Below are 13942 nucleotides of genomic sequence, written 5' to 3'. Positions count from 1 at the left end.
CGCTCTAAATGCTTAATACCTGTAATTAGATAGGTATTAAACTTAATATGCAAACTGAAACAATTAACTTAGATTAATGTTTAAGCTTGTCAGGATAAACACTTGGACCTTCTTCAGGCATCCACATAAACCGCTGTATCCAATGACCAGATCCCGGTAGAAAAACAATTGAACCTTTTACTGGAAAATCTTCATTTAAAGATGGACCGTAGGTATAAATAAAATCACCCATCTCAGCATTTCTGAGTTTTCTTTTTAATCCAGTCCTGCTGTCATAAAGGATCAACCGCCCACATTCCTTGCGAGCATCAATAATTGCTACTTTCCTGCCACTTGAGGTCTCATAGTTCCCCCAGAAATAATCTTCATTAAAAGAGTATGCTGCCACGGCATCAAGACTCCTGCCTCGCCCTGCTCCCCTTTTAATAACTATAGTTTTATTACCGATATTCACTCCTATCCCCTGCTTTAAAACTATAGCCTTACCTTTTGGTGAAGATTCCCTGATGACAGGCTCCTTTTTTCTTTCAACAACAGCTTTTTCTGTTTTCTCTTTTATACCTCGGGGATGGTTATCAGCTTTACGGTCTATAATTTTAGTCTGTTCTTTTACTTCGTTTTTTTTAACTTTAAGCTCAGGCTTTGGTGCTATTACTGTCTTCTTATGCGCAGAGCTTTCCAGCTCTCTTTTTTTCTTACTATGAGGCGTAATTTTAGGTGATTCATCTAGATGAGGTGCTAACGATACCAACTCAAAATGCAAAACAGTACCTTCAGATTGACTTTCATTAAAATTGGAGCTCACGATTACTCCAAAGAAAAAGACAAAGTGAAGACATATGGAAAGTATAATTGCTACCAGATTCAAGTGAATTCTCCTTTAACTCCGAAGGATATTCTCTAAATAATCATAGTGCAATATTATCTTTGGATAATGACTATTTCAGTACATTGATTTGTATGAAATAATCAGCTTCAAATTCTATTGTTTAATATAATTTTAATAACTTAGATTTATGGTTGACATATACTAGCGTAGGGCTTAAACACTACCTCACTCGCGTCGGGATGTAGCGCAGTTTGGGAGCGCACTTGAATGGGGTTCAAGGGGTCGGAGGTTCAAATCCTCTCATCCCGACCAGAGACGCAAGACCAGGGTCGATAACAAAAGTTATCGACCTTTTTTATTGCATAAAAAAGGCCGAACTTAATTAAGTCCGACCTTTCAAATCATCTTATCTCTCGAAAAATTAGTAAGAAACAGTCACAGCGCTTGATGCTGACACAGCCTTCTGTTTTGCTTCCTCAACTGAACTTCCCAACGCCAAGGCCACCCCCAGACGTCTAACTCCATTACATTCGCCTTTACCAAAAAATAAAATCTTTGTATCCGGCTCAGCCAGAGCTTTTTCAACATTGCAGAACTGTGGAGCATCAGATTTTCCATTTGAAAGAATCACGCTTGATGCCGCAGGTCCATACTGGCGAATTGCAGGAACAGGAAGACCAAGAATAGCCCTCACATGCAGTGCAAATTCACTTTGATCCTGGGATATCAATGTAACCAGCCCAGTATCATGAGGCCTTGGTGAGACTTCACTAAAAAGGACCTCATCACCGACAACAAACAGTTCAACTCCAAAAATACCCCGCCCACCAAGAGCCTGAGTTATTCTTTCTGCATAATCTTTAGCTTTATCCAATAAATCTGCACGCATTGGCTGAGGCTGCCATGATTCACGATAGTCACCGCCTTCCTGCCTGTGGCCTATAGGCTCACAGAAAATAGTACCATCAACATGCCTGACTGTGAGAAGTGTTATTTCATAATCAAATTTAAGAAATTTCTCTACAATTACACGTCCGCTACCGGACCGTCCTCCAGACTGAGAATAATCCCATGCCTTTTTAATATCACCATCATTTTTTACGATGCTCTGCCCTTTACCGGAAGAACTCATCACGGGCTTGATTACAAATGGGACCCCAATTTTTTTCACAGCTTCAAGGTAGTCTTCTTCCGTATCAGCAAACTCATAGGGGGATGTCTTGAGCCCGACCTCTTCAGCTGCAAGTCTCCTAATCCCTTCTCTATTCATTGTTAACCATGTTGTTCTGGCAGTTGGAACAACATTATACCCTTCTTTCTCCAGTTCCAGCAAAGTTTCCGTAGCTATAGCCTCAATCTCAGGAACTATATAATCAGGTTTTTCAGCTTCAACTATTTTTCTTAAAGCTTTACCGTCAAGCATAGACATTACATGGCTGCGATGAGCTACTTGCATAGCAGGAGCATATTCATATCTATCAACGACTATAACTTCCACTCCAAGGCGTTGTGCCTCAATTACAACTTCCTTGCCTAACTCACCTCCACCAAGCAGCATCATTTTACGGGCGGAATCAGTTTTTGCAGTTCCAAGAGTGACCATTGAAGATCTCCTTAATAATAATTAAACAGTTGCTGGAATATCGTTTTTTTAATTAGCTGTATAAACAGTCTAGAAGCACTCATAAGCTGGGCCTTATTCTCATATACAGACCAAAAATTCAAGAAAGCACTTCATTCACGAGACATACTGTGTCAAACTTTGAAAATCAAAAATTACTTCAGCTAATTTAGTTACCATATTAATTTTTAATAATATATTTTTAAATATAAATTGGAATAATATTTTAGCTTTTATAAGGAATTCAAAATGTCAAAATTTAAAATAGGAGTAAGCTCCTGTCTGCTGGGAAACAAAGTCCGTTATGACGGAGGTCATCAGCTTGACAGATGGATAACTGACGAACTTGGAGCTTATGTTGAATTTGTTCCAGTCTGTCCCGAAGTTGAATGTGGACTTGGGATTCCAAGAGAAGCTCTGAGGCTTGTTGGTTCAATCGAGAACTACAGACTTATGACCCAAAAAACAGGTATTGATATCACTGATAAAATGTCATTTTGGTCAGAATCCAAGCTTGAAGAGCTGCAAAAAGAAAATCTTTGCGGATTTATTTTTAAAAGGAAATCACCATCCAGTGGAATGGAAAGAGTTAAAATATATAATCCCCAGGGAATGCCGGTGAACAAAGGAGTTGGTATCTTTGCTAAAATGTTCATGGAAAAATTCCCCACCCTCCCGGTAGAAGAGGATGGCAGACTACATGACCCTATACTTAGAGAAAATTTTATTGAAAGTATCTTTACAATGCAAAGATGGCGAGAAACAGTTGAGCCTGAGTTTTCAATTAAAAAACTTATGAAATTTCATACCAACCACAAACTACTCATATTTTCACACCATGAGAGTACTTACAGGCAAATGGGAAAGTTGGTCGCCAATCATGACAAACAAGACGACAGCGATGTCTGCGGGCAATATTTTTTACTCCTGTCAAAAGCTTTAAAATACAAACCGACAATCAAAAAACATATTAATGTATTACAGCATATTATGGGATACTTTAAGAAAGATCTTTCACAGGATGAAAAGTCTGAATTGCTTGAAGTTTTTGAAAACTACCGCAAAGAGCTTGTACCACTGATTGTCCCGGTAACACTGCTGAATCATTATGTACGGAAATATGATAAGGATTATTTAAAAAAACAGTATTATCTGAATCCTCATCCTATAGAATTAAAATTACGCAATCATTCATAAAAAATTAAGTCCTCTGCAATAATAAATTTCAGAGGACTTAATTTTAATGACAATATGTGAAACTTATTTTTCCATAGGGAATCCGGATCGACTCCAAGCCATAGCCCCTCCAGCTAAAGAGCAGACCTCTTTATGTCCTATCTTCTTGAGATGGCTCCCAGCGATATTAGAACGATAACCTGATCCACACATGACAACTACAGGTTTATCTTTCTCAACGTCTATTCCGTTTTCCAACAAATCAGCAAGAGGAACGTGAACTGCTCCATCTATATGCCCAGAATTCCATTCTGCCGGAGTTCTGACATCTACAAGGACAAATTTTCTACCCTCATCAATTGCTGATTTAACCTGTTTAACAGACTTCTGATCAAGACTTTCAACATCAAACCCACTCAAAAGCCACGATGAGATTCCACCCATGAGGTAACCATGAATCTGATCATAGCCAATCCGATGAAGCTCAAGCAACATTCTGTCATAGTCCGCTTGTGAATTCACGACCAAGAGGAGATCAGATTTCGGGTCAATAACCATTCCGACCCAGTTCGCGAGTTGTTTTTCCAGTCCTATATTTATACTACCGGGAATATGAAATCCTCCAAAACCGGCAGCATCACGAACGTCTATGACAACAGCTCCTTTCTCCATAACTTCTTTGAAACGTTCCGGATTCATTGCCCTATCCAATGGACAACGTTCCAGAAGAGGAGCTCCGTTCAGATTTGTCTGAATGATATGACTGAAAGATTTCGGACGAACAGGAAATGATTTCATAACCTCAGCACGAAAATCTTCAAAATTACTAAACTGAAACATCGGATTATACTTACGTTCAAAACCTAAAGTAGTACTGGATTTAGCACTCATTCCCTTTCCACAGAGAGACCCCTGCCCGTGAGCAGGAAAAACCTCAAGATAGTCCGGAAGCTGACCCAATTTATTATAGAGGCTGTCATATAAATTTTTAACTTGCTCATCTAAAATCTCGTTCCCTGGCAAATCCGGACGGCCGATATCACCCACAAATAATAAATCGCCAGTCAAAATCATCCAGGGATCTGTTCCTCTGGCAAGGTCAGTGAGTAAAATTGAGACAGAATTGGGTGTATGACCGGGAGTAGCAATAAAATCCAGCTTTGCATTACCAAGAGTTATTGAATCACCCTCTTTAATCGTACTATGTTTATAGGTGACTCCGGCATTTTCATGTATATAGAGCTCCGCCCCGGTAAGAGACTTCAGCTCCTGTTCACCAGCAACATGATCAGCATGAACATGCGTGTTAATAACCTTGGTTATTTTCATTCCTTCTTCACGAGAAATATCAAGGTATTCCTGAACATCTCTTTTAGGGTCAACTACCAGCATTTCCCCCGCAGCAGGACATCCGATAGCATACGAATAGCAGCCCAAGCCTTCTGTGTGAATCTGCTTAAAAAACATACTTTTCTCCAATTGTTATTTAATTATTACAATATATTGAGAATGTATAAATTTAATTAAAGTTTAAATTCTGCAACCCAGAAATCATGCAGATTGCAAAAACTGGTTGCATACATTTTCTTTCCACGCATATCTTCAGGAATTGAGAACTCTGAAACCGCTTTCTTGTCTTTATTAGAAAAAGTATGCCCTCCCAAAACAACACCATCCTCTGAGACTATGGTATGCCTAACTATATAATGATCTTCAGTCATTGGATGAGCATTTGTTACAATAATTTTATCACCTTCAACTTCTACTTCAGGTACATGTAAAGCTACTTTTTTCTCCCACATGCCGGGCTTATCAGCAGTATAAATAATATGATCAGGGTAAACAGCCGAGGAACCGGCAAAAGATTTTTTTTCTAACAAAGCAACTCCGGTAAGGCCAACTGCACAGGATGAAATAAATGATCTTCTGGATATCATGATAAGTACTCCTACTTTTAAAATTTAAAATATAGTTTAAGAATATTCTTTAGTTCATCAAAATTGTCAAGAATCATTACTATTTTATTTAACTAAAACTATGATTAGTTGCATTTTGACTTATTATATAAGATAATTAACAAAATTTAAATTAGTGGAGCTGTTTATGAATAAAAAGATTCTTATCTGCGGCGGTGCTGGTTACATAGGTTCGCACATGACTGCTATGCTGGCAGAAAATGGTTATGACGTAACCGTCTTTGACAATCTTTCTACTGGTCATAAGCAGGCTCTCAAATGGGGTAATTTTTTTAAGGGAGATTTAAGAAATATTGAAGCTTTACGCGCAGTCTTTAAAAATGAAAAATTTGATGCTGTTTTTCATTTCTCAGGGCTGATTGTAGTAAGTGAATCTGTTGAGCGCCCAGATATATACTATGAAAACAATATAATAGGGACACTAAACCTACTTAACGCGATGTGTGAAGCAGGTGTTAAATCATTTATTTTCTCTTCTACAGCAGCAGTATATGGAAATCCGTGCAGTGATTTTATAGATGAAAGCCATCCGCTTGCTCCACTTAATCCTTACGGAAGAAGTAAACTTTTTGTTGAAGATTTTCTGCGTGATTATCATATAGCTTTTGGTTTAAAATCTATTAGCCTCAGATATTTTAATGCAGCAGGAGCACATCCATCAGGGATTTTAGGTGAAGCCCACTACCCGGAAACTCACTTGATCCCCAATATTTTATTAAGTTGCATCAACAAAGATCAAAAACTAAAAGTTTTCGGCGACAAATACAAAACTTCAGACGGGACATGTGTCAGAGACTATATACACGTTCAGGATTTGTGCTCTGCACATCTTAAGGCTTTAACTTACTTGGATCAGCATAACTGTGCTGAAATTTTTAACCTAGGCAACGGAAACGGATTCAGTGTCCTCGAAGTTATTAATGCGGCCAAAGAAGTTACCGGCAAAAATATTAAATATGATATTATGGAAGCAAGAAGTGGAGACTCTGCCAGACTCGTGGCTGACAGTAGTAAAGCCAAAAAGCAATTAGAATGGGTTCCTAAATTTACAGATATCAAAACAATAATTGAAACAGCATGGCGCTGGCACCAGCATCCTGAATTTTAAAAACTTTGCCAATAAACAAAAGACAAACAGGCTCAATTATATATAAAAAAACGGATTTCAAAGTAGTTCACTTTGAAATCCGTTTTCTAATTTTATAATTAATAGTTGATTACATCTTGTTCAAGCAGTCTTCACAGACTTCACCATCATCTTCAGCTTTTTTACCTTTTTCTAAAATAGTTGTGACGATGTCATCAAATTGTTTTGCAGAAACAAATCCCCTGATCGTAACTCCGTTAACAAGAAATGTCGGAGTGGCATCAAGGCCGAAAGAATCTGCTTCAGCAACATCCTGTCTAACAATGCTTGAAAGTTCTTTAGATGTTAAAGATTGTTGTAACGCTTTAGAGTCAATGCCTGTTTCCAATACAGCCTGACTTAAGGCCATATCTATATTTTTTTCACGAAACTTAGCTTGGTGTGAAAAGACATAATTCTTAAATTTAAATGCTTTTCCATGATCAATAGATGCAATAGCTTCGTAAATCATAGCAATTTTACGCGAATTTTTATGTAACGGTAAATGCTTGTAGAACAGGCGATATTTATCTGGATGGTTTTTAACCATAGCATTGATCATGCTATTCGCTTTACTACAATAAGGACACAGGAAATCAGAATATTCTACTACAGTAACAGGAGCATCAGGATTACCAAGTTCAAGTCTTGCTAAATCAAGCTTAGGCTTAAAAGGATTATTCAACTCTTTTTCAAATTGCATTTTTCTCGCCTGCTTCTCTCTTTTGTCAATGCCACGTTCTACAATCTCAAGTAATTGAACATTATTCTGTTCAAGAACTTCAAATATCAGTTGTGGATTTTCTTTTAAAACATCCTCAACCTGAGAACGCACAGTTGTTTTGCTGGCACAACCTCCTAACAAAATCAAAAAACACAAAAATAAAGCATTGACTTTAAACATAGGTAAACCTTTCAGATATAATTTTATATTTTAAAATAAAGACCTAAAAATAAATATGATAGCTGCAACATACAAAACAAGTAAACTATCAATTCCATACACAGCCTTAACAAAACAACTTTGAAATACACTCAATACACGAAAATATCTATTAAAACTATAACAATAGTAATAAAAACAGGGAACCGACCTCGTTGATGGAGGCAGATTCCCTGCTATAAACTACCAATTCTTATGTTGAAAAGCTAGTTTCAACTAAAAATCATATTTTACATAATTATCTACCATTTCTTTTCACGCTGCTTTTTCAGAGCTTCCTCCTGCTCTTCAAAATTAGCAAATCCGGAATGGTGCAAAGCGTCTTCTACTGTCTCGCCCCAATTCCATGAAGAATAAATAACCGGTTTATGGAACATTCTTCTGAAATTGTTCATCTCCTGACGATAAAAGTCTTCTTTTGGAGAATCAATATTATCTCTGATCTGCTCATTCAAACGGCTGATCTCTCCTTCATACCAATCTTCGAGGTCTTCCGGAGTTTTGTATTTTTTAATAATATGATTGTATCCGTTGTTGCTCATAAGTTCTGCAAGCCTTTCAAAATGCTTGCCGCGAATCCATTCACCAAGATCTTTGACCTTCAGATTCTCAGCCTCAATGGCTGCCATATCTTTCTTGGTTTGAATATATGTATCAGGAACAACAGAAGCAGAAACAATACCTGCAATACAAACAATTCCCCTGAGAATCTCAGAATTAGAAACACCCTGTCCACAAAAACCGATTTTTTTACAAAACTTCTGTCCCGTAAAAATAGTACTCAAAATAGCCCATACAACAGCTGGGTCTTCTTCATCATATATATGCTGCAGTCTGGCGTTATCACGGTCTGTTCCAAGGACAAGCTGAGTCATATCGTTGGAGCCGATAGAGAATCCATCTACTTCTTTGATAAAAGACTTACTAAGGACAGCATTACTTGGAATCTCAGACATAAGGATTAATTTGAGCCCGTCTTCACCTGACTTAAGATTATGAACCTGAGCCAGATAACGTTTCATACTGCGGGCTTCTTCAATTGTCCTTACGAATGGAAGCATAAGGTGCAGATTCTTGCCGCCAAAAACACCTCTGGCGAGTTTAAATGCCTCAAGTTCCCAATCATGAATATCACGCGAAACGCCACGGAAACCAAGCATAGGGTTGTCTTCTTTATGTTCAAAAAGAAGTCCGCCAAGCAAGTTATGGTATTCATTACTCTTAAAGTCAGTTGTACGGTAAATGATGTCTTTACCGTAAAAGGCCATAGCAAACAGAGCCAATCCCTGAGAAAGAGTTTGAATATAGTTTTCTTTACCAGTTCTAAGCCCTCTTGATTTGAGAAGAGAAGCAATTTTGGACTTAAGATTTTTAACCTCGTCCATTTCTGATTTAACACCCATTTTAATGGCAACTTCTTCACGAAGTGACTTAATACGGGCTATCATATCCTGAACCATAGGATTTAGCTTGGCCTTTTCAACCATAGCTGTAACCTCGTTCATGGTTTCAGATTGACGCAGGCTGGCTTTTTGATCCTGCTCATCCACGTAAGAGCTGTAACCGATTATAGCAAGGATATGATCTTCAAGTTCTACGGAAGTTTTCAGAATATCAAGGCGTTCACTGGCATGACTCAAATACAGGTCAAGTTTCTTATCAAGATTTCTGAGTTTGCGATGCATTGCGAGAACTTCTTCAGTTCCTCTAGCATTTTCAGCGTTTGCAAGAGATTCCATTTCTACATCAAGGCCGGTAACAGCGCTGACATAGTCGCGAAGTTTAAGATGCAGGGTAATCAGACCTGATTCCAACTGAGCCTTCATAACTGAAGTCAGTCTATCTTCAAGCTCCTTAACTTTTTTATTGATCAGAGTATCAAGACGACCATTATCGTAAGCTTCAAGAGCAAGAGGATGAACACCAATATTTCCGAGCATAAACTCGGCACGCAGTAGCCCTACTTCAAAATCAGGAACATCTCTCAAGCGCGATAGGAACAGTGACTGCCCTACATCGGCTAGTATCAATCCGACTTTGACATTAGTTGCAGGAAGAACTGAAGTATCGATTGTGCCACCAACCTCTGTCAGAGGCAGCATGCCGCGATAGACCTGCCCTCTGGACCCATCAACAGTTACTTCAAGGCCATCCAGTGCGCGCAATGCTTCCAAACGCTGAATACCGATAATAGCGGGAATTCCAAGTTCACGGGAGGTGATTGCCGCATGGCTGGTATCACCGCCAACGTCTGCGAGAATACCTGAGGCTATACGCATTCCTGGAACCATATCAGGGTCGGTACGCGCCGCTGCAAGTATATCACCCTTATTGATTTTATTAAGCTCCAAGGCTGAACGTAAAAATCTTACCGTTCCCTGACCGGCTCCCCGTGAAGCACCATTACCCTCAAAAATGACTTCAGCATCTTTCAGGGCAGCTGGTTCAACCTCAAGGCGGCGCATATAAATTGTATTAGGATGCTTATCCAGCTCTTCATTCCAGCGCGTTTCAGGACGGGCCTGAACAAACCAGAGACGTTCGGCAGCGTCTATACAAAACTCGGTATCCATAATCATGCCGCCATAAGCGACACTGATTTCACGCACACCTTTTGCTACCTCTTCAGCTTGGGCAAGAGAAAGAGCCCAGCGATAGATCTCACCTGAAGCAACCTGTTCAACTCTGGTTCCTCCACGATCTTCGTCATAGACTATTTTCTTTTCTTTACACCCCATAGTACGAACAACAACTTCAGAATTGTCATCACGCTGAAAGACATAAAATTTATCAGGGGTAACCATACCGCCGACAACAGCTTCGCCTAAACCATAACTGGCATCGATTGATACTAAATCCTTACGTGAAGTACCTCTGCAACCGGTAGCAGTATCAGCACTGAAAGCCGTACCTGAAATTACAGGGTTAATCATACGCATGATACAAACAGAGAGTGAGGTATTTTCAATAGCCCACTCTTCTTTAGCATTCGCTGCGATAGAGGAATCACCGGTTTTTTCAGCAAGAGTGACTGCATCAAGTATAGCTTCACGGCGATAGGTCATACTGCGAAGATTATAAGCTGAGGCACAATCCCAGTGGTATGCTTCTGAACATGAATCTTCACCGACAATATTAAGATATGTATCCTGAAGTCCGGCGAACGCTTTCTTACGGCTGTCTTCACCAGCAGCGGAGGAGCGAACCGCCACAGGTTCATTCTCCAGCCCTGCGTCTTTACATATATCGAGATAAGCAGATCTAACTGCTTCATCGACTTCTTTTGGAAGGGAGACGGATAAAATAGCACATTGAACAAGAACTGATCTTTTGCGGAGTTGATCAATTCCTTCCGGAGAAGTAGCAAACCCTTCAACAACATTGTTAATAAAGGTTCGCAATTGAATTTCTGTTTCTACATGTTTTTTAGCCTCTTCTTTTATAACAGAGGCTACTGAACGAACAAATTTTTGAAGAAATTCACTATCAGAGTTAACTTCTTCAGCAGTCCAGTCAACCGCGTTGTATTCCTTATCAACAATAGAACGGACAACAGCGGCATTAACAGTTGTTTCGTCCAATAACTTGTGAAAAGCTATAGAAGAAATAGCTCTGAATTGAGGCGCCCTTATCCCTTCAACCTGACTGATTATAGCCGTATTGTAGTTTTTACCACCAACTATCAGTTCTGCGTCAGGACCAATTTTAACGATATCGGCACCATTAAGAACTATTTTCTTCTCAAGACCGATCTTCGCTTTTCCCTTATTGGGTTTATCTGCGACTTTTTGTTTATTGGTTTCTTTCTCGCCCGCATTACCAGCCATCGCTCCCTCCTATGAAGTGTAAGCCAGATTAGGAATTAATTTTTTAAACAATTTTCATCGGATTTATAAGAATTTTAGTTTTCCAACAAAACTCCATGCAACATTGGTAAAAAATCTATGCTGCATACCGACAGAACAAATGTATAAAGAACAAAAACAACCCGAAAGAATCAGGTTGCAAAAGGCATGTCTAAACCAGCATTGTTCGCAAAGAAAATTTGCCCACCAGCCCAGACATGTCAAGAAAAAACCATATTTATCGTGTATTTCCGATCTTAATATTAAAAATCACTTTTCGTACGGCAAAATGCTACCGGAATACATGCTGACTTTTTCACCGTCACAATCAATAACCAAGCCGCCATCTTCAGTCAGACCGCTTACAATTCCGTGATCCAACCCCTCAGGACCATCAACAACTCTGACTAGTTCATTAGCCCAGACCATATTCCGGGCAAGCTTATCCAAAAACAATGAAGGCTCCTGATTGGCTAGCATCTCAGTGTAAGCTCCCTTTATAAAGGGTACAATTTCAACCCATGTGGCTAAAGGACTGAGTTGTAATTCTTCAGAATTAATTTTATCGGCAAATATTGAGTCTTTACGCAGAAGTGATTTATCAGGGGCAGAATCAAGATTTATCCCTATCCCGACCATTGCAACGCCATCACGTTCTTCAATAAGTATTCCGCCCACTTTCTTATTTCCAATAAGGAGATCGTTAGGCCATTTAAGACTGATATCAACACCTAAAGAAGCGAAAGCCTTACAAAGCAGGTCACCTACGATCAGAGGAAGGATTCTTGTCCAAATGGGCCTACCTTCAACTTCTGCAGGAATTTTCAAGGCGGGCCATTTGAGAACAGCATAAATATTACCGGAAGGAGAGATCCACTCTCTGCGAACCTGCCCTCTTCCACTTGTCTGTTCCAGAGCAAGAACACTTCCCCATTCAGGGAGATCTTCCTGCCTGTTTAAATACCAGGCGATTTCGAAACTAGACTGACAGGCTCCGCAAACAGCAACAGGGACACCCTTTCTCGCACCGGATAACCAGATATCATACGGCAGATAATCTAATTCTTCACGGTTCCACGGGCCAAGATTTTCAATATCATTTGCCCATAAAGGATGAGAGACAAAAAAAGTTTCCGGAGTAACTTTTGCTACTGGGCTGCCTTCCTTTCCGCTTACAATGGTAATTCTGCTGATCATGGCTCACTATTTCACGGTTAAAGTATTAAATGCAAGGTCTGGACTAACTACAATAAAATATACTACATTATAAAATTGTGGTCAGTTTTTATCAGATATCATCAACCTGTTGATTGCATTGACCAGATCTTCCTCAATTTCAACGGCTTCTTCAAAGTCAATCGCCGTCCGCCCCTTCGAGTCTTCAAGAATTGCATTCACAATCTTATCTGACAAAACAGAGACTATTTTATCATAAACGTTACCTTCTGCCACCGTTAAAAGTATTCCCATCTTATAGTACCCAAGATCATGAAAAATTTTTTCCAACGTTGTGGCATCAACAAATAAAATATCATCCAATCCCTCGACTTCTTTCAAAGAAACTCTTTGAGGAATTCCTTCCCTAAAAAATTCTAACCCGACTCTTTTAGCCCATTCTTGAGATCCTTTTTTATGCAACAGGCAAATATCATCAGGAAATTCCTGCAAACCAATTTTTTTATAAATAATTTCAGGGGTTGAATTGACAGCTTTTGCAAAATCATAAATATCCAAAAATTCAGTACGACACACAACCCCGGAAAGAGTATTAAATTCTTCGGAAAGACTTGCTGCAGAATCCAAAAATGTTTCTGGATCATTTATATCAAGGCGGTATTCACTCAAAATTTTGGTCCTAGTAATCAATTTAACAGAAATAGCTGATTCAAGCATCCTATCAATTTCATTCTTAGAGATATTGGCAATTTGTTTTAAATCAAAACAAAAATTGTTATATTCAATACCTACATTCATACTTTTGACAGGGTCTCTTCGAGCAATTCTGCATTTCAAATCAAGAAATTTGCACATAGTCATCCAGACATTCTCTGAGCGTTTAACCCCAATACCAGAATTAGCATCTGCAAGTCTTGCAATAAGAACTTTGGTCAGATGAAATACTATTGGATGACTCTTTTTAAGAAGAGCATAAATCAGCTTCGCATCAAGAACCGTCAAAGAACAATCAGTAACAGCCTCAGCTCCAGCTGTACGTTTAGAGCTTGAAATAACAGCCATTTCGCCGAATATTTCGCCAACAGACAAAGTTGCTAAAACATTTTTTTTATCTTTAATTCTTTTTACAATATTAACCGAGCCTTCCTGAATAAGATAAGCCACTTTTCCTGGATCACCTTCATTGAAAATGACAGATCCACTTTGAAATTGTTTTATTTCAGGAACAAATGACTTCATACTTTCCTCTG

General features: G+C 39.0%; 10 protein-coding genes and 1 tRNA gene. 3 read left to right on the top strand and 8 right to left on the bottom strand.

The features are described 5' to 3' along the window. Nucleotides 1–73: 73 nt before the first annotated feature. Entirely contained in the window at nt 74–805 is a 732-nt protein-coding gene (locus G496_RS19050; protein WP_156900611.1) for a hypothetical protein, read from the bottom strand. A gap of 259 nt (nt 806–1064) precedes the next feature. Here G496_RS19050 and G496_RS0106865 point away from each other — a divergent pair. Beyond that, nucleotides 1065–1141, top strand: a tRNA-Pro gene (locus G496_RS0106865). A 109-nt stretch (nt 1142–1250) separates the two neighbouring features. On the opposite strand, the gene purT is transcribed toward G496_RS0106865, so the two are convergent. Beyond that, nucleotides 1251–2432 carry a formate-dependent phosphoribosylglycinamide formyltransferase gene (gene purT, locus G496_RS0106860; protein WP_027178635.1) on the bottom strand — a complete coding sequence of 394 codons (1182 nt, stop codon included), beginning with the start codon at nt 2430–2432 and terminating at the stop codon, nt 1251–1253. 267 nt (nt 2433–2699) lie between these two features. Between purT and G496_RS0106855 the strand changes: the two genes are divergently transcribed. Further along, nucleotides 2700–3647, top strand: a complete 948-nt coding sequence (locus G496_RS0106855) for a YbgA family protein (RefSeq protein WP_027178634.1) — start codon at nt 2700–2702, stop codon at nt 3645–3647. Nucleotides 3648–3710: 63 nt separating this feature from the next. Here G496_RS0106855 and G496_RS0106850 read toward each other — a convergent pair whose 3' ends face one another. Both G496_RS0106850 and G496_RS0106845 read right to left on the bottom strand, forming a co-directional pair. Beyond that, nucleotides 3711–5093, bottom strand: a complete 1383-nt coding sequence (locus tag G496_RS0106850) for an MBL fold metallo-hydrolase (RefSeq protein WP_027178633.1) — start codon at nt 5091–5093, stop codon at nt 3711–3713. A 56-nt stretch (nt 5094–5149) separates the two neighbouring features. Then, nucleotides 5150–5563 carry a desulfoferrodoxin family protein gene (locus G496_RS0106845; protein ID WP_027178632.1) on the bottom strand — a complete coding sequence of 138 codons (414 nt, stop codon included), beginning with the start codon at nt 5561–5563 and terminating at the stop codon, nt 5150–5152. A gap of 166 nt (nt 5564–5729) precedes the next feature. On the opposite strand from G496_RS0106845, the gene galE reads away from it, so the two are divergent. Continuing rightward, a complete protein-coding gene (galE, locus tag G496_RS0106840; RefSeq protein WP_027178631.1) occupies nt 5730–6710 on the top strand; it encodes a UDP-glucose 4-epimerase GalE in 981 nt (326 codons plus the stop codon). A 109-nt stretch (nt 6711–6819) separates the two neighbouring features. Here the strand turns inward: galE and G496_RS0106835 are convergent, their stop codons facing one another. The 4 genes from G496_RS0106835 to G496_RS0106820 all read right to left on the bottom strand — a co-directional run bounded on the left by G496_RS0106835 (nt 6820) and on the right by G496_RS0106820 (nt 13931). Further along, nucleotides 6820–7632 (bottom strand): DsbA family protein, encoded by an 813-nt coding sequence (locus G496_RS0106835; RefSeq protein WP_027178630.1) that lies wholly within the window; start codon nt 7630–7632, stop codon nt 6820–6822. Between the two features lie 281 nt (nt 7633–7913). Next, nucleotides 7914–11498: a PEP/pyruvate-binding domain-containing protein gene (locus G496_RS0106830; protein WP_027178629.1), complete on the bottom strand. Its 3585-nt coding sequence runs from the start codon at nt 11496–11498 to the stop codon at nt 7914–7916. 288 nt (nt 11499–11786) lie between these two features. Beyond that, complete coding sequence (locus G496_RS0106825) at nt 11787–12713, bottom strand: biotin--[acetyl-CoA-carboxylase] ligase (RefSeq protein WP_027178628.1); 927 nt, start codon at nt 12711–12713, stop codon at nt 11787–11789. Nucleotides 12714–12794: 81 nt separating this feature from the next. Continuing rightward, a complete protein-coding gene (locus G496_RS0106820; protein ID WP_027178627.1) occupies nt 12795–13931 on the bottom strand; it encodes a Crp/Fnr family transcriptional regulator in 1137 nt (378 codons plus the stop codon). Nucleotides 13932–13942: the final 11 nt, after the last annotated feature.

The sequence above is a fragment of the Maridesulfovibrio bastinii DSM 16055 genome (assembly GCF_000429985.1).
GTDB lineage: Bacteria > Desulfobacterota > Desulfovibrionia > Desulfovibrionales > Desulfovibrionaceae > Maridesulfovibrio > Maridesulfovibrio bastinii.
Note: the sequence above shows the minus strand (reverse complement) of the source record. Positions and strands in the feature narration are given on the sequence as shown.